Raw genomic sequence first — 20625 nt, 5'->3', positions numbered from 1 at the left:
CTGGGGGAAATTACATCACTCGGCAGTTTTACGGCGACGCAGGCGCAGCAGGTATTGCACAGGCCGGACGCAGCATAGGCGAGGAAAATCAGCAGCAGAATACGTGGCGGATCGCTGAACACCACGGCGAACACCAATACCACCGCAAGAATGGCCACGAAAGGCACACGCCCTTTGAGGTCCAGATCCTTAAAGCTGTAGTACTTGATGTTGCTGACCATCAACATGCCGGCCGCCGCCACCATCAAAGCAACCACGAACGACATCTTCGAGCCTTGAATGCCGAAGTCGCTGAATGCCCACACCGTACCGGCAACCACGCCCGCGGCTGCGGGGCTGGCCAGACCGATAAAGTAGCGTTTATCCACAGTACCTATCTGGGTGTTGAAGCGCGCCAACCGCAATGCAGCACCGGCCACATAGATGAAGGCGACCATCCAGCCGACCTTACCCATACTGCCCAACGCCCACTCAAACGCAAGGATCGCCGGAGCCACACCGAAGCCACCATGTCCGACAGCGAGTCGTACTCGGCACCAAACGCACTTTGCGTATTGGTCAGACGAGCAACACGGCCATCCAGGCTATCAAGCACCATCGCAACGAAATAGTCGCGGCCGCTACATAGAAGTTGCCGTTGATGGCATTGATGATCGCGTAGAAACCGGCAAACAGGTTGGCGGTGGTGAACAGGTTGGGCAGCAGGTAGATGCCACGATGCCGGACTTTGCGTCCTTCGGCGTCATGACCTTCTTCTACATGCTCATCAATTGGCAGCAGGCTTTCTGCATCGGGGCCGGTAGCCGGCTCCTCGGGACGTTCGCTCATGAACAACACCTTGCAACGGTTTGGAAAGTTTTCGACCAATCGGCTGACTCAGGGTTCAGCCCGGCGTGGTCCTGACGCTTTATACCAGAAGCCTTAGCCTAGAACGAAAAAACGCGGCCGGAGCCGCGTTCTTTCTAGACATCGACAGCCTTAGTTCTTGGCTTTGTCGACGATCTTGTTGGCGGCGATCCAAGGCATCATGGAACGCAGTTGCTCACCAATGATCTCGATGCCGTGGGCAGCGTTGTTACGACGCTTGGCGGTCATCGAAGGGTAGTTGGTGGCGCCTTCGCTGATGAACATCTTCGCGTATTCACCGTCCTGGATACGCTTCAGAGCGTTGCGCATGGCCTGACGGGATTCGGCGTTGATGACTTCCGGGCCGGTCACGTACTCGCCGTATTCGGCGTTGTTGGAGATTGAGTAGTTCATGTTGGCGATACCGCCTTCGTACATGAGGTCAACGATCAGCTTCAGTTCGTGCAGGCACTCGAAGTAGGCCATTTCAGGCGCGTAGCCCGCTTCAACCAAGGTTTCGAAACCAGCTTTAACCAGTTCAACGGTACCGCCGCACAGAACGGCTTGTTCGCCGAACAGGTCGGTTTCGGTTTCGTCTTTGAAGGTGGTTTCGATGATGCCGGTACGGCCGCCGCCAACGCCCGACGCGTAGGACAGTGCAACGTTTTTGGCGTTGCCCGAAGCGTCCTGGTAAACAGCGATCAGGTCAGGAATGCCGCCGCCTTTTACGAATTCGGTACGTACGGTGTGACCCGGTGCTTTCGGCGCGATCATGATCACGTCAAGGTCAGCGCGCGGTACAACCTGGTTGTAGTGAATCGCGAAGCCGTGGGAGAAGGCCAGGGTGGCGCCTTTCTTGATGTTCGGCTCGACTTCGTTTTTGTACAGCTGGGATTGGAACTCGTCCGGGGTCAGGATCATGACCAGATCGGCAGCAGCAACGGCAGCAGGCACGTCAGCCACTTTCAGACCATGAGCTTCAGCCTTGGCACGGGTAGCGGAACCTGGACGCAGGCCGACGGTAACGTCAACGCCGGAGTCTTTCAGGTTGCACGCTTGAGCGTGGCCCTGGGAGCCGTAACCGATGATGGCTACTTTTTTGCCCTGGATGATCGAAAGGTCGCAATCTTTATCGTAAAAAACTTTCATGAATTTCCCCTGATTTCTGAGGCCCGCTGGGGCCTCGCGCTAAATGAGTTAAATGCTGAGAACTTTGTCGCCACGGGCAATGCCGGTGACGCCACTGCGGACAGTTTCCAGAATGGAGCTAGTGCCAACGGCCTGGATGAAACTGTCCAGCTTGTCGCTGGTCCCCGCGAGCTGGATGGTGTAGACGCTGCTGGTCACATCCACGATCTGGCCACGGAAGATATCGGTAGTACGTTTGATCTCAGCACGCTGAGCACCGGTCGCCTTGACTTTCACCAACATCAATTCGCGCTCGATATGGGCGCTTTCCGACAGGTTCACCAGCTTGACCACTTCGATCAACTTGTTGAGGTTTTTGGTGATCTGCTCAATCACCTCATCATGACCAACGGTGGTCAAGGTCAGACGCGACAGAGTCGGGTCTTCGGTTGGCGCTACCGTCAGGCTTTCGATGTTGTAGTTACGCTGGGAGAACAGACCGACCACGCGGGACAGTGCGCCCGGTTCGTTTTCCAGAAGCAGAGAGATGATATGTCGCATGATTATGTCCGCTCCGTCTTGCTCAGCCACATGTCACGCATGGAGCCATCTCTGATCTGCATCGGGTAAACGTGCTCGCTGGTATCCACCTGGATATCGAGGAACACCAGGCGATCTTTCATCGCGAACGCTTCGGCCATCTTCGGCTTCAGGTCTTTCAGATCGGTGATCTTGATACCCACGTGACCATAGGCTTCGACCAACTTCACGAAGTCTGGTAACGACTCCATGTAGGAGTGCGAATGGCGACCGCTGTAGCTCATGTCCTGCCACTGGCGAACCATGCCCAACACGCCGTTGTTCAGGTTGACGATCTTCACCGGCAAACCGTACTGCAGGCAGGTCGACAGCTCCTGAATGTTCATCTGGATGCTGCCTTCACCGGTGACGCAAGCAACGTCGTCATCCGGGAAGCTCAGCTTGACGCCCATGGCCGCCGGGAAACCGAAGCCCATGGTGCCCAGGCCGCCGGAGTTGATCCAACGGTTCGGCTTGTTGAAGCGGTAGTACTGCGCAGCGAACATTTGATGCTGGCCCACATCGGAAGTCACAAAGGCATCGCCATTGGTAACTTCGCTGAGGGTTTCGATCACGGTTTGCGGCTTGATGATGCTGCCGTCGCCCTTCTCGTAGGGGAACAACGCACCATTGGCACGCCACTCATCCACCTGTTTCCACCAACTGGCCACCGCTTCTTTGTTCGGGGTCTCGCCGATTTCTTTCAGGATGGCGACCATCTCGGTCAGCACGCTATCCACCGGACCAACGATAGGCACGTCGGCCTTGATGGTTTTGGAGATCGAAGCTGGGTCGATGTCGATGTGGATGATCTTGGCGTTCGGGCAGAACTTCGGAGCACCGTTGATGACACGGTCATCGAAGCGCGCGCCGACAGCCAGGATCACATCGGCGTGATGCATCGCGAGGTTAGCGGTGTAGCTACCGTGCATACCGAGCATGCCAACGAACTGGCGATCGGTTCCAGGGAAGCCGCCCAGGCCCATCAGGGTATTGGTTACCGGCAGATTGAGCATTTTCGCCAGCTCGGTAAGCGGCTCAGCGGCATTGCCCATGATTACGCCACCACCGGAATACAGAACTGGGCGCTTGGCGGCCAGCAGCATTTCAGCGGCTTTGCGGATCTGCCCGGAATGGCCACGAACGGCTGGGCTGTAGGAGCGCAGCTTGGCTTTTTTCGGGTAGACGTATTCGAATTTCTCGGCCGGGTTGGTCATGTCTTTCGGGATATCGACAACAACCGGACCTGGACGGCCGGACTGGGCGATATAGAAAGCCTTCTTCATGACTTCCGGGATTTCCGACGCGTGCTTGATCATGAAGCTGTGCTTCACGATCGGCCGGGAGATACCGATCATGTCGGTTTCCTGGAACGCATCGGTGCCGACCATGTTGCTCGGTACCTGGCCGGACAAGATCACCATCGGAATGGAGTCCATGTAGGCAGTGGCGATACCAGTAATAGCGTTGGTCGCGCCCGGGCCGGAGGTAACCAGCACCACGCCGGCTTTACCGGTAGCACGGGCGTAGCCGTCAGCCATATGGGTTGCAGCCTGCTCGTGGCGAACCAGGATGTGGCTCACTTCCGGTTCTTTGAACAGGGCATCGTAAATATGCAGGAGGGCACCGCCTGGGTACCCATAGATATGCTTAACGCCTTCGTCACGCAAAAAGCGGACGACCATTTCAGCGCCAGATAAAAGCTCCACGTTGTTCACCTCTAAAACGCTTAGAGAACCGCTCGAAAAGAACGGGTCCGAATAGGTTTACCGCCAAGCAGAGCATGAGCGACGGTGGTCGCCGACTACGCCAGCTACTACTTGAGCAAGTATTGGGAAGGCCCCTGAGTGTTTCGGGGTTTTCCCACCCAGCGCGAGGTAACGCGTTGCGGGTGTAACAGGTCGGCACGGGTATGCGCCTCATGTCTGCTGAGCTAAAGCCTGCTTGCGGCCGACTCCACTACAGCGAACGTCGAATTGTTCGGATTCAGCGCACCCAAGTCAAGTCATCAGTTGTGCTTTCTTCGAATTAGAGCTGTGACACGGTGCAGGGTGACGAGCGGCTGGTTTTGGTTATAGTTAGCACCATGTTCCGCCGCTAAATCAGAAGGACACCGCATGCGACGCATGATTATCACCGGCAGCCTGCTGCTTGCCCTGAGTGCTACGGCTTCGGCCAGCCAGGTTTTCAAATGGGTCGACGCACAAGGCAATACCCACTTTGGTGCTCAGCCGCCGCAGGGGCAGGACGCCACGCCCGTCAATACCGGCGTTGCTCAACCCAAGCCTGCCACACCCGCTCCGGCGCCACTGCCTTTGCCCGGCACGGAGCAAGACCCGGCGCAAAAAGCCATCGACGAAAAAGTTAAACAGGAAGTGGCGGCCAAAGAGGAAGAACGCAAGAAGTACTGCGAGGCCGTGCGCACCCACTTATCGCAGCTGCAGAACAATCCGCGTCTGATGGTTGAAGTGGATGGTGAGAAGCGTCGTTTCACCGAAGACGAGCGTCAGGCCAAGATCGCTGAAGACCAGAAATCAATCGCCGATACGTGCAACGACTGATAGCCCGCCGTTCCAGGCAACTTCAGCTATGAAGTTGCCTTACCGATCAAACCATCAAACTCCCCCAGTAACACCAATAGCCCGCGAGCCTTGCCTAGGTTGGCGCTATAAACCATTTCCGCCATGGGCCGAATGCCCGACACCGACGGCAATGGCTGCCCGCTCTCGATGATGGCCTTCATGCGCGGCAGAAAAATCCACTGCAACCATTCTTCGAACGCCAGGCTGTCCACGCAGAACGGCTCGACGCTGGCCAGCGCATCGGCCGACGGCGGCGACGCCGACCACCAGCCTTGCGTTCGCAGTTCGCGCTCGATTAACAGCAGGTGGTCGGCCAGATCTGGCAAACGGCGATCCATCAAAGATTCACCTGGGCCTTCTGCCGGGCCTGGGCAGCGCCAGATGCATTGCCTTGTTTATCTCGCGCCTGGGCGATCAAGCCCCACAGACTGGCTTGCAGTGTCGGCCGCCCGTTGGCGTAAGTCAGCCCGCGTTGCGCCACTTGCTCGGCCTGTGCGGCATCGCCTTGGGCCAGGCGTACTTGCGCCAAACGGTACAGCACTTGTGGCTCGCTCGGAGCAATACGCTGAGCACGCTCCAGGCTGGACGACGCACCGTTCAGGTCGCCGCTGCTTTGTTGTTGCTGAGCAGTAGTGAGCAGCGCAAGCACAGGACCATCCAACTGCTCATCCGCAGCCAGGCCGCCGGCAGAAGGAATGCCACTCGGCGCTACTGGCGTCGGCACGCTATAGCTGGCACCGGGGCCAGGTGTAATGGGGCCGGTGGTAATCGGGCCCGGTGTAATACCGCCGCTAGAAATAGGCGCGCTGCTCACCGAAGAGCCGCCAGCCGGGTAGGTCTGGATCGGCGTAGACGCCTTGCCCTGCCCCGGCACCATTACCACCACGCCGGAGTCCTGCGGCACAGCCTGGGTTTGCGACTGTGTTTGCGCTTGGGCATACCCGCCCGTCGTCGCCCGGCCATTCGCGGACGGACGATCATTGGACAGAGGCGCACCGGAGTCGACCACTGGAATCGAACCGCGTTGAACGTTGGCGCAACCGGACAGCACGCTGGTGGCCACTACTGCAGAAATCAACCACTTGTTCACTGAGCACCTCATCACTTAATTCATCCAACCGCGCACCCAGTCCATCACTTCCGTAGCAGGCGTCTGCCCGCCACAGGCCGTACCGGCTGCCGGCTCGCTGCCGCGAATATACGGCATCTGTACCGCGTTCGGGCAGTTGGCATCGGAGCCCTGGCCGCTGTTGGCATCGACCCATACCTGCACCACGTTATCGGGCAGCGGCATGTTCAATGGCAACGGATCGGCCTGCTTCATAAAGCCGGTCCACACCTGCAACGCACCGGTGGCACCGGTAAATGGCGTGCCGCCGTTATCGTCGCGCCCCATCCACACCACGGCCAGCAAGTCCTGGCTGAAGCCGGCAAACCAGCTGTCGCGCGAGTCGTTACTAGTACCGGTCTTGCCGGCCAGGTTGAGCGAGGACGGCAACTGGGTGTAGACCGAACGCCCGGTGCCTTCGCGCATAACGCGCTGCATGGCGTTCTGCACAAGGTAAATGGCACCCGGGTCAAATCGCTGCTGAATCTGGAACGGATAACGCTTGAGAGGTTCCCCTTCGGCGGTCAAAACGCTGCGAATACCGCGCAGCGGGGTATTGAAGCCGCCGTTGGCGATGGTCTGGTACATGCCCGCCACCTCGATCGGCGCCAAGGCACCGGCCCCCAGCAGCATCGACGGGAACGCCGGCCACTCGCGGGAAACGCCCAGGCGCTCCAGGGTTTTCAGCACATTGGGCACGCCCAGTTCCAGCCCCAGCTTGGCGGTGGAAAGGTTGTAGGAATGCGCCAGGCCCTGGTACAGGTAAATGGTGCCATGGGCTTTGCGGTCGTAGTTCTGCGGCGTCCATACCTGGCCGTCTTTACCCTTCACCGAGAACGGCTCGTCTTCCAGCCAACTGGTCAGCGTGTATTGGCTCGGCCGTTCGAGAGCCGTCAGGTACACCGCCGGTTTTACCAGCGAGCCAATCGGGCGCACGGCATCCAGCGCGCGGTTAAAGCCGGCAAACCGTGGCTGGCGACTTCCGAGCATGGCCTGAATTTCACCGCTTTCCGGGTTGGTGACCACCATCGCCGCTTCCACTTCATCAGCGCCTTTACGGCCTTTGAAGCTTTTCAACGTGGTGTGCAGGGCGTTTTCCGCCTTCTGCTGCAAAATCGGATCGAAGCTGGTGAAAATCCGCAGGCCTTCTTCGGTCAAGTCTTCGTCGCGGTAGTCTTGGCGCAACTGGCGCTTCACCAGATCGAGGAAGGCCGGATACGAACTGTCCGCCATGCTGCCGCGCTTGGTTACGCCCAGCGGCATCTTCTTCGCCGCTTCGGCCTGCTCCACCGTCACCACGTTTTGCGCGGCCAGCAGGTCGAGCACCAGGTTGCGACGCTCCAGCGCACGGTCCGGATTGCGCCGCGGGTTATAGAAGGTCGGCCCTTTCACCATACCTACCAGCAGCGCCACCTGATGCAGCTTCAACTCTGCCAGTGGTTGGCTGAAGAAGTACTGACTGGCCAGACCAAACCCGTGCACCGCACGCTGCCCGTCTTGCCCCAGGAACACTTCGTTGAGGTAGGCCTCAAGAATGTCCTGCTTGGTGTAATGCAGCTCCAGCAACACCGCCATCATGGCTTCGGTGGCTTTACGGGTGAGGCTGCGTTCGCTGGTCAGGAAGAAGTTCTTCACCAACTGTTGGGTGAGCGTACTACCGCCCTGACGCATCTGCCCGGCACTGGCGTTCACCCAGAACGCACGCGCAATGGACTTGGGCGACACGCCGAAGTGATGGAAAAACTCACGGTCTTCGACTGCCACCAGGGTGTCCACCAGATACGGCGGCGCCTGGTCGAGCTTGATCAGAATGCGGTCTTCGTTGTGCGCCGGGTACAGGCCGCCGATCAACAACGGTTCCAGCCGCGCCACCGCCAAATCCTGGCCGCTGGCTTGGGTGAGCCCGGCCACATAATCACCGGAGAACTTCACCCGGATGCGCTGGGCTGGTTCGGCGCCTTCATAGAACTGAAAGCCGCGGGTATTGAGGTCGATATTGTTGCCGGCCACCACAGCCGCGCCGGGGCCGGTTACGGTCGTTTCGCGGCGATAGCCCAAGGCATCGAGTTCGGTAAGAAAATCGTCTTTGGCCAGCTTCTGGCCGACGAACAATTCCAGCGGACGGGCGTACACCTTGGCGGGAATGGTCCAGCGCTTGCCGGAGAATTTTTCCTGCACCACGGCGTCGAGGTACACGGCAAAACCCGCCACCACCACAATGCCGACAAGACTGAGTTTGAGCAGCCAACCCAACCAGGGGCGCATGCCACCAGAACGGGATTTAGGGCGCGAACGAGAGGGGCGAGAAGATCGGGTACGTGTCATGGCGGCGCATTATACGCACTTTGCCTGGGCCAGACAGACGCCTACCGGCGGTTTGCACACTTGCTCACAGCCGCCATAATGGCCGCCTGAATCCTGCCCGTTATTCAAGGAAAGACCGTGAGCCAAACCCTGATCGCTGCCCTGCAGAACCCGGCCCTCTACCCCCATCCGGTGGAAGGTTTCCAGGTCATTGAAACGCATATTTCCTGGGTGGTGTTGACCGGTCCCTTCGCTTACAAAATCAAGAAACCGGTGAATTTCGGCTTCCTCGACTTCACCAACCTCGATGACCGCAAGCACTTCTGCAACGAAGAACTGCGCCTCAACCAGCGCCTGACCGAAGGCCTGTACCTCGACGTAGTGCCGATTTTCGGCAGCGCCGAAGCGCCTCAATTCGATGGCAGCGGCCCGGTGCTGGAATACGCCCTGAAGATGCGCCAGTTCCCGCAAAGCCAGTTACTGGCCGAAGTGCAAAGCCGCGGTGAGCTGACCACCGACCATATCGACGCCTTGGCCAGCCAGATCGCCCACTTCCACCTCAATGCGCCGCGCGTTGCCGCTGACCACCCGCTCGCCAGCGCCGCTGCCATCATGGCGCCGGTTACGCAGAACTTCGAACAGATCCGCCCGATGCTGTCCGACAAGGCCGATCTGGTACAACTTGACGCCCTGCAAGCCTGGGCCGATGCAAGCTTCGAGCGCCTGCAGCCGTTGTTCGAAAAGCGCCGCACCGAAGGGTTTATCCGTGAATGCCACGGCGACATTCACCTGGGCAACGCCACCATTCTGGATGGCGAGGTGGTGCTGTTCGACTGCATCGAATTCAACGAACCATTCCGCCTGACCGACGTTACCGCAGACGTCGGCTTCCTTGCCATGGACCTCGAAGACCGCGGCTTGAAGCCACTGGCTCGACGCTTTATCAGCGCCTGGCTGGAACACACTGGCGACTACGACGCGCTGCAAATCCTGAATTTCTTCAAGGCCTACCGCGCCATGGTGCGCGCCAAAGTCGGCCTGTTCCGCCTGGGCCAGGAAGAAAGCGCCGTACAACGTGCAGTTATCCTGCGTCAGTACCGCAGCTATGCCGCGCTGGCCGAAAGCTACAGCGCCATTCCTTCGCGCCTGCTGGCCATTACCCATGGCGTGTCTGCCGTCGGCAAAAGCCATGTAGCGATGCGCCTGGTCGAAGCGCTGGGCGCCATTCGCCTGCGCTCGGACGTCGAACGCAAACGCCTGTTCGGCGACCAGAAAGCCGCCGACAAAGGCCAATTGACTGCCGGCATCTACAGCAGCGATGCCAGCGTCGCCACCTACCAGCGCTTGCACCAGTTGGCCGATGCCGCACTGCGGGCAGGTTTCCCGGTCGTGATCGACGCCACCTACCTGAAGCACGCCCAGCGCGAAGCGGCATGGGACGTAGCATTGGAGACGGGCGCGCCGTTTCTGATTCTGGATTGCCAGGCACCGGAAACCGTTATCGCCAGTTGGCTGGCGCAACGTCAGGCCGCCGCCAAGGACCCGTCCGACGCCACCCTGGAAGTAGTGCAAGCCCAGCAAGCCAGCCGTGAACCGCTGGATGCCGAAGAACTGGCCCACACCAAACGCGTCGACACCCACGAAAGCGCCAGCCTCGACTCGCTGATCGAACGCATTCGTCAGCGCCTGCCGGGCCTCTAAGCCCTCGCCACACGCCCGGTTCTGCCAACAGGCAGAGCTGGTCATGGCTTCTATACTGCCGGTGAACCCTTCATCGGAAGCACACCATGACCAAGCCGCGCCAACTGGATTCACCGCTGTACCTGCTTCTGCACAACGAAGACATCGAAGGCTTCAACGCGCAACGCAAGCAAGGGGGTGATCTCGACTTCACCGACGGCGACTTTCGCGGCCTGGACTTGCGGCTTATCGACGCCGACGGCATCAACTTCACCAACGGCTATTTCCGCGGCGCCGACTTGCGCGGCGTGGACCTGCGCACCACCCGCATGGATGGCGCGAGCATCGCCCACGCGCAGATCTCCGGCGCGTACTTCCCGCTCGAGCTGAGTGCCGATGAGATCGTGATGTCGCTCACCTACGGCACTCGCATGCGCTACCGGCCACAGGGCAATTAAGCGCCCAAGCCCTGCCAGTAACATCGTGCGGCCAAGCAAAAAGCATGGCGGGATATCAAACAGCCACGTTTTATCCACTGGCCGCTACACTTCCTGGCAGGGTCCCCGCCGCACCAGCAGCAGCGGGCTACGCACGGCAGCCAAGGAGGCGCGATGAACGACGAACTGCAACACTTGAAAAATCTGGGTAAAACCTCATCGCAATGGCTGCATGCCGTCGGCATCCATAGCGCAACAGACCTGCGTCGCCTGGGCGCGGTGGGTGCTTATCGCGCCGTACAAGCCCGTGGTTTCAGAGCATCCAAGGTTTTGCTGTACGCGATCGAAGGGGCATTGCTGGATGTGCATTGGAATGAGTTGCCTCCGGCCCATAAAGCAGAGTTGAATGGCCAACTTGACGCGATGCCGCCCAACAACAAGAGCTAGCTCACATCCTCCACGCTCGATGATTTACGCCGGGGCGGGCGCGCACTATTGTTTCAGGGACGTTCGTGCGTTCTCGTAAGCCCAGCCAGTTCAAGGAATTACTGTATGTACCTACTCGGGGAGCAACCGGCTTACGCCGACCAGCTGATCAACCGACTGCAAGGCATCCCCACGCAACTGCTGGAAGGACTTGCACCTTCGGGTGCCACCGTGCGCCTGGAGCGCACCGACGACCTCGCACAGGAATTGCCGGGCAACCAGCTGTTCATCATCGAAAACGGCTTGCTGCATGCGCTTGTCGATGAGCGTCCGCTGTTCTACCTGCAGGAAGGCGACCTCTTCGGGCTGCGCCAGGGCATCGAATTCCCTACCTGCCGTTACTCCAGCGAAGAACCCCTGAGCCTGGTGCCGTACTCGCGCACCGAGGTGTTCAAACATATCTATGCCAGCGAAGTGCGCCTGGAACTGTTCGTTCAGTACCTGATTGGCCACACCGCCTTGCTGTCCGACGCTCTCGCGCGCCTGAAGCAGCCGGAAATTCGCCCCGCCACCGGCTTCCAGCACTTTGCCGCCGGCGAAGAGCTGATTCACCAGGGCGACGAAGCAGACCACGTGTTCATCATCATCGAGGGCCACGCTGAGGCGTACGTCGACGGGCACAAGGTGGGTGACGTACAGAAAGATGAAATCTTCGGCGCCATGGCCGTTTTCACCCGCGAAAAACGCAGCGCCACCGTATTGGCCAGCGAGCCGTGCACGGTGATGGTCATTCCGAAAGAGCAGTTCCTGAGCCTTACCCAGAGCAATCCACGCATCGCCCACAGCCTGATCGAGAGCATGGCGCGGCGCATCGATCTGCTGAACAAGGAAGTCACCCAGCTGCGTTTACCGCCTGGCGAATAACGCGCAAACCCTTACAGAACCCGGCCTTGCGCCGGGTTTTGTGTATCTGGGATAGGCGTTTTTTGCAGGCAGAAAAAAAGATGCGGGAGAGGTGTTGACTTAGAAATGAGAATTGTTATTATTATCGCAACTGGTCGCGAGATCAGTCGATATTCTGAGAGACCTTCAGTCGGACTTTTCAGATTATCTCCTCATCAGGCTAATCACGGTTTTTGACCCGGCTCTTGCCGGGTCTTTTTTTGCCAGCGAAAAAGTGGCGGCCAAAGGCAATAAAAAACCCGCCGAAGCGGGTTCTGTGGAACGGCGAGCAACGTTACTTACGCAGCTCCGCGCAGTGGTCCTGTTCCGGCAATGCTGGGGTGAACCACACGTAATCCGCAGTAGAAGCCGGCACCGTTTTGCCCACCTCCGCCAACACCACACTGATACTGCCCTGCCCCGCTCCCAGATCGGCCAGATGCAAGGGCACCCCAAGATCGCGGCGCACATGAAACGCCCCGGCGAACAACAGCGCCGGCTGCGGCGCGGCCAACAGACGCTGCGCCATGCGCCGATCACGCTGCTGCTGCACCGCCAGCATCGACGGCAGTTGCTCTTCGGGTAGCAACCCGCAATGCGACTCGCGAATGTCGTCCAGCAGCGGCGCCTGTACGCTCTTCGCCGTCGACGCCGAGCCGTCGAGTACCGGGCGCGTTTTGTAGATGTTCATGATCTCGCTGCGATCCAGGTTGGCAGACAACAGCGGATACGGCTGCGCCAGCGCATGGCGAACGATCGGGCCATACATCGACCACTCCCAGTTTTTCTGCCAAGCCAACGCCGCCGGCAGATCGGCGACGGTTTGCCCGCGCGCCTGATCCACCTTGGCTTGCTGATCAGGGTTAAGCATCTCCATCAACAAGCTGCCCTGCGCGCGCTTTTTCTCCAGCGCCTGCAACAGCCACAATTCCAGCGCGTGGTGATCCGGGTTGTCGTGCTGCTCACCCACCAGCACGCGCGGTGCGGGCGCCAAGCGCTCGACCAGTTGCGCGGGCGTTAGCTGCTCGCCGGTACGCAGGTCACGGATAACACCGAGGTCGGCGTGTTGACGCCCCTCGGGCGCTTGCCAGGTGGGCAACGGCGGCAAGCTTTGGCAGCCGGCCAGAAAAACGCAAAACAGCAGAAGACAACGCATTGCCGAATCCTTGATACGGGGTTAACGGGCGATGATCAGCGGATGACCCCGCTCGGGGTGCTGCTGCACCAGCACTTCCAGGTCGAACACCGCTTGCAGCGGCTCGGCCTGTAGCACTTCATGGGGCGTGCCGAGCGCGTGCGGGCGGCCGCCTTGCAGCAGCAACAGTCGGTCGCAGTAGCGCGCGGCCAGGTTCAGGTCATGGAGAATCACCAGCACGGCCACGCCACTGGCGGCGATATTGCGCGTCGCCTGCAAGGTGGTGTGTTGGTGCAGCGGGTCGAGCATCGAGGTGGGCTCGTCGAGCAGCAACGTCTGCCCGCTCGCGCCCGGCCACAACTGCGCCAGCACACGGGCCAGGTGCACGCGCTGACGTTCGCCGCCGGACAGCTCCAGGTAATTGCGCCCCGCCAGGTGCGCGGCATCGGCTGCCCCCAGCGCTTCGGCAATGATTTCCTCATCACGCACGCGGCCGGTCGCATGGGGCAAACGGCCCATGCCCACGACATCTTCGACGCGAAAGGCAAAATTCAGCGTTGAGGTCTGCGGCAAGATGGCCAGGCGCTGAGCGCGCTCGGGGCCGATCCACGCCGATAGCGGCTTACCATCGAGCGTCACATGCCCCTCGCTCGGTTTCAGCTCGCCGCTCAAGGCATCGAGCAAAGTACTTTTGCCGGCGCCATTGGGGCCCAACACGCCCAGCACTTCACCCGGCTGCAAGGCCAGGTCGATACCGCTCAGCACCAATTTGCTGCCACGCTGAACGGCCAGATTGTCTGCACGGAGCATCAGGCGCGTCCTCGCAGCAATAGATAAAGGAAGAACGGCGCACCGATCAGCGCCGTGACAATGCCGATGGGCAGTTCGGCCGGCGCCAGCACCATGCGCGCGAGCACGTCGGCGAACAGCAGCAACGCCGCGCCCGCCAAGGCCGAAGCCGGCAGCAACACCCGATGGTCCGGCCCCACCAGCAAGCGCACCAGGTGCGGCACCACCAGGCCGATAAAGCCGATCATGCCCGCCGCCGCTACGGCAGCGCCCACGCCCAATGCCGTGCAGAACACCAGCTCGCGTTTCACCCGCTCAACCTCGAAGCCCAGGTGGCGCGCCTCCGACTCGCCCAGCAGCAAGGCATTCAACGCTTTGGCGCGTTTGGGCAACCACAGGCCGACGGCAATGGTGACCACCAGCAACGGCCACAGCCGCGAATAGCTGGCGCCGTTCAGGCTGCCCAAGTTCCAGAAGGTCAGGGTACGCAGGGTGGCGTCATCGGCCAGGTAGGTGAACAAACCGATCACCGCGCCCGCCAAGGCCGTTAGGGCGATACCGGCGAGCAGCATGGTCGACACGCTGGTCTGGCCATTGCGACTGCCCAGGCGATACACCAGCGCCGTCACCACCAGCCCGCCGCCGAATGCACTGGCCGACAACAGATACGGCGCAAAGGCGTCCGGCAGCCCGCCCAGCCAGGCGCCGCCCACAATGGCCATGGCCGCGCCCAGCGCCGCACCGCTCGAGACGCCGACCAAACCGGGGTCTGCCAATGGGTTGCGAAACAGGCCCTGCATGGCCACCCCGGACAGCGCCAACACGGCACCGACCGCCAGCCCCAGCAAGGTCCGCGGCATGCGGATCTGGCCGATGATCAGCTCAGCCTGATCCAGCTCGGCCCCGCCGATGGGCGCACCAAACACCCGGAAGGTGGCTTTCAGCGTATCGAGCCACGGCAAACTCACCGGGCCAAGCGCCAGCGATAACAGCAGCGCGAGCGCCAGCAGCAGGCCCAGTGCAATAAACAGTGAGCGCGGAAGAACAACTGGATTCATGGTTGCGGCTTAGCGTCGGCAGTTAGGGGTTGCGCGGCAGGATAGAAGGCTGCACCCAGCACCGCCAGTGCATCAGGAATGCGCGGGCCGAGGCCGCCGACCAGCAGGGTCGGGTCCAGCGCCAGCAGGCGATCATTCTTTGCCGCACGGGTAGCGGCCAATGCCGGGTTCTGCTTGAGCAGTGCCGCCTTGGCTTGCGGGCCGGCGATGCTGCGGTCGGCGAAAATGATCACTTCTGGATCCAGCGCCAGCAGGGCCTCGGTAGACAACGCCTTGTAGCTGGTATGGGTGGTGATACTGCGGCCGCCGGCCTGTTCGATTAGCCAGGCGCCAATGGTGTCTTGGCCCGCCGCCATGGGGCTGCTGCCGGAATGGGACAGCAGCAGCAACACGGTCGGCGCGGGTTTGCCGGCCTGCGCGGTGGCTACCCATTTGGCCTGGGTTTGCAGACGCGCTTTGTAGTCGGCCAGCGCCTTGGCGGCACGCGGCTCATCGCCCAACAGCGCGCCTATGCGACCGAGGTTATGTTCGAGGGTCGGCAAGTCCGACTTGGTCGGCAACGCCTCGACGGTTACACCGGCGCCTTTGACCTGCGCCAGCACCGGCGGCGGGCCCATCTCTTCGCTGCCCAGCAGCAAGTCCGGCTTGAGGCTCAAGATGCCTTCGGCGGCCAACTGGCGTTGATAGCCAATGCTCGGCAGTTTTTTCAGTTCAATCGGGTGCAGGCTGGTCGTATCGACGCCCACCAGTTTGCTTTCACCTCCCAGCGCGACCACCCATTCAGTGATCGAACCACCGGCACTCACCCAACGCTGTGGCAAGGCATCGGCGGCGCTCACCGCTTGGCTCAGAAGAACAGCACAGCACAGGCTGGCAACACGGGCAGTCACACGCATGAAAGGCTCCATAAATTCTTGGAAAAACGTAAGCAGTAAAAAACCAGCCTGTCAGGCTCCTATATAGAAGGAACAGGCTGGTTGGGATGCAGCTGTTTACCGGTAATCAGGCTTCCAGAACGGGAGCAGCCTCGGCCAGTGCACGCCATTCGGTCAACTCCGGGATGCCCGGTTTGCGCGCGCCGAACAGTTGCACGATCAGCTCACCATTGGCATCGAACGCTTCGAAGCTGGTGATCACACCGTCGCTGCTTGGCTTACGTACGCGCCACAGCTCGGCTACCGAATGGCTCTTGAGGTGCAGGTTGAACTCGGGGTCCAGCACGTTGAACCAGGTGTCCATCCAGCGCAGGTTTTTCACCAGGCCGCTGTGAATCTGGATGCAGTGACGGTTGCCGACAAACACCATCAACGGCACTTCGGTGGTGCCAGCGGTTTCCATCAACTTCGGCAGTTCACTCGGCGCCAGCGGTTCGGCCCACTCGCGGCCCGCCAGACGCAGGGCCTGGGTACGGGTGGTTTCGTGCTTTTTCAGCAGGGCGAAAAAGTGGTGGGTGTCTTTCAGGGTCGACCAGCCAGCGCGTAGCGACTCAACGTCGATTTCGCTGTCAGGCTTGGCCACGACCGGCGCCGGCAGCGGCTTCAATTCCAGTACCGAGGTCTGCTCTTGCGCACGGAAACGTTCAACCAGCGGCGCCCAGGCGGCTTCGTTGCTGTCTTCGGTCAGGAATACTTTGTGGACAGCCACGCCTTGGTAGTCGAACACCTGGATGCTGTGCTGAGTGCCCTTGGCGGTTTCTTCGGCAATGGCGAACACGCTGGCCCAGCCGCCAAGGAACAGGCGCAGGTCGATGTCCGGCGATACCACCAGGCCCATCTGCCCGTTGGCCATTACGGTCACGTCGCGGTAGTAGCCTTTGCGCTCGTGCACGCAATCTTCGTTGCGGGTCAGGGCCATGATGTAGCCCAGCTCGCCGAGGGCCGGCAGCAGCGTGGCCCACTCCGGGTTGAGGCGCACGGTGTCGACACCCAGGCGGCTGGCAACCAGCTCGCCTTCGCTTACGGCCAGGTGGGCGGCGGCATCGCGGGCACGCAGTTTTGGCTGTTCGCCGCGCAGGGTTTGCCAGGCCTGATACAGGTCGCTGGCAGCAGCGTTAGGGTTTACAGCCTGAATTTGGCTACTCATGGACAACTCCTCGATCACAATCAACGGCTCGCCGTCAGGGCGAACTCAATAGGTATTTGCACGCGGCTCGGTACTGCTCGTCCGTCTAGGGTTTCGGGGCGAAAATGCCAGTCGGCTACCGCCTCCAGTGCGGCTTCATCCAGGCTTTCAACCCCGGAAGACCGCACGATTTGCAACGCCCGCTGGTGGCCGCGCTCATCCAGACGCACCTCCACCAACACCACGCCTTGCTGATTTCGGCGCTTAGCCAATTTCGGGTAATTCGGCTGCGTGGGCGGCTGCAAGTAACTCGGTTTACTGCTGAACACTTCTTTAACCGGCTCCGGAGTTACCGGGCCGGCGGAGGTGGCCGCGCTGGGCAATTCCACTTTCGCCATTTCCGGACCGGGCGCTGTTTGCGGCTCCACCGGTTTGGGCGGCGCCGCTTTCTGTGGCTGCACTTTTTTCGGCTGGTCTTTTGGCGGCGTGGCTTTCGCGACCGGGCGCGGCTCGACCTTGCGCTCAACTATTACTGCCGGCTTCACCACCGGCGGCTCGGGTGTCACCACTGGTTCTTCAATCGTTTCCAGCGGTTCAACGACAACCGGCTGAGTCAGCGCTACGGTCGCCGGAATTGTCGCCGGGGCCAGCTGAATCAGCATGGCCGGCGGCGCTTTGGCCAAATCCTGGGCGCGCCCGGCCGCTACGACAGACTCGCGTAGAAAGAAGCTCGCCATCGCATGCAGCGCGAGCGACACCAGGAAATACACCGAAAAACGCAGCATCGGATGCCAATACCTATCAAACACGAATTCATTTGATAATTATTTGCATTTGCGTGTCAAGGCCGCTAACGTTCCGCCCCGATATCAAACCGGTGGCCAATGCAGCTACCCGACGTTAACGATCTAGGAGTAGATCCATGTCCCTTCGTCCGCCCTTCGCCCACAAGCCTTGGCTGGTCTTGCTGTTGCTCTCGCCGTCGCTGGCTGTTGCAGCCGACAAGACGCCGACACAATTCGACACAGTTACCGTGACCGCGACCCGTACCGAGCAGAAGCTCGACGAGGTGCCGAGCACCGTATCGGTTCAAACCGAGCGCGACATCGACCAGAACAACGTCAAAGACATCAAGGATTTGGTCCGTTACGAGCCGGGCGTTTCGGTGGGTGGTACCGGTAGCCGTTTCGGCCTGTCGGGCTTCACCATTCGCGGCATCGGTGGTAACCGCGTGCTGACCCAGGTAGACGGTGTGGCCGTGCCCGATGCGTTCGCGTTCGGCCCGTTCATGGAAGCCCGCCGCGACTACATCGACCCCGACACCATGAAGCAGGTCGAGATCATCCGTGGCCCAGCCTCGTCGCTGTACGGCAGCGATGCCATCGGCGGCGCAGTCAGCTTCCTTACCAAGGACGCCGCTGACTACCTGGAAGACGGCGATGACGCCTATGCCCGCCTGAAAACCGGCTTCGACAGTTCCGATGACAGCTTTATGCGCAGCGCGACCGTCGCCGGCCGCCTCGGCAGCGTCGACGGCGTGGCGCATATCGGCCACCGCAACGGCCAGGAAGTCGACTCCTACGGCGGCAACGACGGCATCGGTGCCAGCCGTGGCGAAGCCAACCCGCAGGATTACAGTGCAGAAAACCTGCTGCTCAAAGGCGGCTGGAACTACTACAACAACGATCGTCTACAGCTGACCTACGAACGCTACTCCGTCGACACCAACACCGAAGTTCTCAGCGAATACAGCAACACCGCGGCTATCCGCACCTCGGACGCCATCGACAGCACCGATCGCGAACGCTACAGCCTGCAACACACGTTCGAGCTGAACACCCTGTTGGTGGATAAAGTCGACTGGCACCTGGACTACCAAGAAAGCCAGATTCGTCAGCGCACTGAGCAGGAACGCTTTGTTTCCAGCGCCTTGCGCGACCGTTACCGCGATTCCAGCTATGAAGAGAAACTCTGGGCGCTGAATGCCAAGTTCGACAAAGCGTTCGCCACCGGCCAGGTAAACCATCAGCTGATTTATGGCTTCGACGTCAAACGCCTGGAAAGCAGCGACCTGCGTCGTGGCGCTGAAACCATCCGCGCCACCGGTGCTACCGTGCCTGTCGGCTTTGGCGGTGACGTGTTCCCGGTTAGCGACTTCCCGGATCCGACCACCAAGGAGTACGCACTGTTCGCCCAGGACGAAATGACCATCGGCCGCTGGAGCATTTTGCCGGGCCTGCGTTATGACCGCTTCGAGATGAAGCCGCACGTCACCCAGGAATACCTGAATAGCCGCGCTACAGATGCCAACCCAGACGACACCAAGGATGAGCACGTTTCGCCCAAACTTGGTGTGACCTACCAGCTCAACGACGAGCACAGCGTCTACGGTCAATACGCCGCAGGCTTCCGCGCACCACAAGCGGTAGAAATGTTCGGCGAGTTCGCCAACCCGGGCCTTTACCGCACCTTGGCCAACACCAAGTTGAAAGCGGAAACCAGCGACAGCTATGAGTTTGGTCTGCGCGGCAAATACAGCGTAGGTAGCTTCGGCGCCGCCCTGTTCTACAACCGATACAAGGACTTTATTGACCAGAAGCAAACCGCTCCGTCTGCCGTCCCTGGCTATCTGTATGACTTCCAATACGTCAACAGAGACCGCGTGACCATTCGTGGCGCCGAGGCCAAGGGCGAGTTGTTCCTTGATCAGTTGGGCTGGATGCCGAGCGGCTGGAAAGCCATCGGTTCGGTTGCCTATGCCCGCGGCAAAGATGAAGGCACTGGCCAGCCGATCAACAGCGTAGACCCGCTGAAAGGCGTATTCGGTCTGGGCTATGCCGAGCCTAACGGCAAATTCGGTGGCAGCCTGAACTGGACGTTGGTGGCGGCCAAAGACCGCGTCAACAATGGTTCGAGTGAAGAAGACGGCACGCCTAACCAATACGAGCCGTCTGGTTACGGCCTGCTCGACCTCAACGGCTGGTGGCAAGTCACCAACGAGTTCTCGGTGAACGCCGGTCTGTTCAACCTGGGTGACAAGGAATACTGGCAGTGGGGCGACGTTCAAGGCCTCAGCTCGCTGAACACCGGCCTGGATCGCTACTCCCAGCCTGGCCGTCACGCAGCAGTTAACTTCATCTGGGAAATCTAAAAGCTGATCTGGGAAATCTGACTATCGCCCACCCCAGGCGCGCGGGATAATCCGCGCTCACCTGGAGGCGACTATGCAGTTTCTCTGCGCCCCGGACACTTTGACTGAAGGTCAAAGCCGGGGCTTTTTATTGGGCGGGATAAAGCTCTTGGCCGTGCGCAAAGACGGCCAGGTGTACGCCTACGTCAACCGCTGCCCGCACAAGGGCGTGCCGCTGGAATGGCAGGCGGACGAGTTTCTCGATAGCAGCCGCAGCCTGATCCAGTGCGCCCGGCATGGTGCGCTGTTTCTGATCGATTCCGGGGAATGCATCACGGGTCCGTGCGAGGGCGAAGCCCTCACCGCCCTGCCCTGCCGCGAGGACGGCAGCGGTATCTGGGTTGGCCTGCCGAACTAGCG

Annotated in this window: 19 protein-coding genes and 1 pseudogene; 7 read left to right on the top strand and 13 right to left on the bottom strand. The window is 60.5% G+C overall.

What is annotated here, in order from left to right:
- Window positions 1–15 precede the first annotated feature (15 nt).
- The 4 genes and pseudogenes from pssA to AC0V2S_RS20435 form a co-directional block, all read right to left on the bottom strand.
- Window positions 16–828 (bottom strand): annotated as a pseudogene (gene pssA / locus AC0V2S_RS20450) (CDP-diacylglycerol--serine O-phosphatidyltransferase).
- 150 nt (window positions 829–978) lie between these two features.
- The gene (ilvC, locus tag AC0V2S_RS20445) at window positions 979–1995 is read right to left on the bottom strand and encodes a ketol-acid reductoisomerase (RefSeq protein ID WP_108099955.1); all 1017 of its coding nucleotides are present in this window, start codon (window positions 1993–1995) and stop codon (window positions 979–981) included.
- A gap of 48 nt (window positions 1996–2043) precedes the next feature.
- Window positions 2044–2535, bottom strand: a complete 492-nt coding sequence (gene ilvN / locus AC0V2S_RS20440; protein ID WP_108099957.1) for an acetolactate synthase small subunit — start codon at window positions 2533–2535, stop codon at window positions 2044–2046.
- A gap of 2 nt (window positions 2536–2537) precedes the next feature.
- Entirely contained in the window at window positions 2538–4262 is a 1725-nt protein-coding gene (locus AC0V2S_RS20435) for an acetolactate synthase 3 large subunit (protein ID WP_475511316.1), read from the bottom strand.
- 408 nt (window positions 4263–4670) lie between these two features.
- Between AC0V2S_RS20435 and AC0V2S_RS20430 the strand changes: the two genes are divergently transcribed.
- On the top strand, window positions 4671–5114 hold the full coding sequence (locus tag AC0V2S_RS20430; RefSeq protein ID WP_475511315.1) for a DUF4124 domain-containing protein: 444 nt from the start codon (window positions 4671–4673) through the stop codon (window positions 5112–5114).
- A gap of 26 nt (window positions 5115–5140) precedes the next feature.
- On the opposite strand, the gene AC0V2S_RS20425 is transcribed toward AC0V2S_RS20430, so the two are convergent.
- The 3 genes from AC0V2S_RS20425 to mrcB are packed head-to-tail and all read right to left on the bottom strand — an operon-like array spanning window position 5141 to window position 8568.
- On the bottom strand, window positions 5141–5473 hold the full coding sequence (locus tag AC0V2S_RS20425; RefSeq protein WP_475511314.1) for a YqcC family protein: 333 nt from the start codon (window positions 5471–5473) through the stop codon (window positions 5141–5143).
- Window positions 5473–6225: a tetratricopeptide repeat protein gene (locus tag AC0V2S_RS20420; protein WP_475511313.1), complete on the bottom strand. Its 753-nt coding sequence runs from the start codon at window positions 6223–6225 to the stop codon at window positions 5473–5475. Before AC0V2S_RS20420 ends, AC0V2S_RS20425 begins: the two co-directional genes overlap by 1 nt.
- Before the next feature lie 15 nt (window positions 6226–6240).
- Window positions 6241–8568 (bottom strand): penicillin-binding protein 1B, encoded by a 2328-nt coding sequence (gene mrcB, locus AC0V2S_RS20415; RefSeq protein WP_475511312.1) that lies wholly within the window; start codon window positions 8566–8568, stop codon window positions 6241–6243.
- 117 nt (window positions 8569–8685) lie between these two features.
- Between mrcB and AC0V2S_RS20410 the strand changes: the two genes are divergently transcribed.
- The 4 genes from AC0V2S_RS20410 to AC0V2S_RS20395 all read left to right on the top strand — a co-directional run bounded on the left by AC0V2S_RS20410 (window position 8686) and on the right by AC0V2S_RS20395 (window position 12014).
- Entirely contained in the window at window positions 8686–10248 is a 1563-nt protein-coding gene (locus AC0V2S_RS20410) for a bifunctional aminoglycoside phosphotransferase/ATP-binding protein (protein WP_475511311.1), read from the top strand.
- Between the two features lie 86 nt (window positions 10249–10334).
- Window positions 10335–10685, top strand: a complete 351-nt coding sequence (locus AC0V2S_RS20405) for a pentapeptide repeat-containing protein (protein WP_475511310.1) — start codon at window positions 10335–10337, stop codon at window positions 10683–10685.
- Between the two features lie 153 nt (window positions 10686–10838).
- Window positions 10839–11111 carry a TfoX/Sxy family protein gene (locus tag AC0V2S_RS20400; RefSeq protein ID WP_108099972.1) on the top strand — a complete coding sequence of 91 codons (273 nt, stop codon included), beginning with the start codon at window positions 10839–10841 and terminating at the stop codon, window positions 11109–11111.
- 105 nt (window positions 11112–11216) lie between these two features.
- Window positions 11217–12014 (top strand): Crp/Fnr family transcriptional regulator, encoded by a 798-nt coding sequence (locus tag AC0V2S_RS20395; RefSeq protein WP_475511309.1) that lies wholly within the window; start codon window positions 11217–11219, stop codon window positions 12012–12014.
- 313 nt (window positions 12015–12327) lie between these two features.
- Here AC0V2S_RS20395 and AC0V2S_RS20390 read toward each other — a convergent pair whose 3' ends face one another.
- The 6 genes from AC0V2S_RS20390 to AC0V2S_RS20365 form a co-directional block, all read right to left on the bottom strand.
- Window positions 12328–13188 (bottom strand): ChaN family lipoprotein, encoded by an 861-nt coding sequence (locus AC0V2S_RS20390; RefSeq protein WP_475511308.1) that lies wholly within the window; start codon window positions 13186–13188, stop codon window positions 12328–12330.
- 21 nt (window positions 13189–13209) lie between these two features.
- Window positions 13210–13977 carry a heme ABC transporter ATP-binding protein gene (locus AC0V2S_RS20385; RefSeq protein ID WP_475511307.1) on the bottom strand — a complete coding sequence of 256 codons (768 nt, stop codon included), beginning with the start codon at window positions 13975–13977 and terminating at the stop codon, window positions 13210–13212.
- Window positions 13977–15014 (bottom strand): FecCD family ABC transporter permease, encoded by a 1038-nt coding sequence (locus AC0V2S_RS20380; RefSeq protein WP_475511306.1) that lies wholly within the window; start codon window positions 15012–15014, stop codon window positions 13977–13979. The genes AC0V2S_RS20385 and AC0V2S_RS20380 overlap by 1 nt, the downstream gene beginning before the upstream one ends.
- Window positions 15011–15910, bottom strand: a complete 900-nt coding sequence (locus tag AC0V2S_RS20375) for a heme/hemin ABC transporter substrate-binding protein (RefSeq protein ID WP_475511305.1) — start codon at window positions 15908–15910, stop codon at window positions 15011–15013. Before AC0V2S_RS20375 ends, AC0V2S_RS20380 begins: the two co-directional genes overlap by 4 nt.
- 106 nt (window positions 15911–16016) lie before the next feature.
- Entirely contained in the window at window positions 16017–17096 is a 1080-nt protein-coding gene (locus AC0V2S_RS20370; RefSeq protein ID WP_475511304.1) for a hemin-degrading factor, read from the bottom strand.
- Window positions 17097–17116: 20 nt separating this feature from the next.
- A complete protein-coding gene (locus AC0V2S_RS20365; RefSeq protein ID WP_475511303.1) occupies window positions 17117–17860 on the bottom strand; it encodes an energy transducer TonB in 744 nt (247 codons plus the stop codon).
- 137 nt (window positions 17861–17997) lie between these two features.
- Here AC0V2S_RS20365 and AC0V2S_RS20360 point away from each other — a divergent pair, with 137 nt between their 5' ends.
- Both AC0V2S_RS20360 and AC0V2S_RS20355 read left to right on the top strand, forming a co-directional pair.
- A complete protein-coding gene (locus AC0V2S_RS20360; protein WP_475511302.1) occupies window positions 17998–20226 on the top strand; it encodes a TonB-dependent hemoglobin/transferrin/lactoferrin family receptor in 2229 nt (742 codons plus the stop codon).
- A gap of 73 nt (window positions 20227–20299) precedes the next feature.
- Window positions 20300–20623 (top strand): Rieske (2Fe-2S) protein, encoded by a 324-nt coding sequence (locus AC0V2S_RS20355; RefSeq protein WP_475511301.1) that lies wholly within the window; start codon window positions 20300–20302, stop codon window positions 20621–20623.
- The last annotated feature ends 2 nt before the right edge of the window (window positions 20624–20625 follow it).

The sequence above is a fragment of the Pseudomonas sp. CC11G genome, assembly GCF_056174845.1.
The sequence above is the reverse complement of the archived record's forward strand: the minus strand, read 5'-3'. Positions and strand labels throughout refer to the sequence as shown.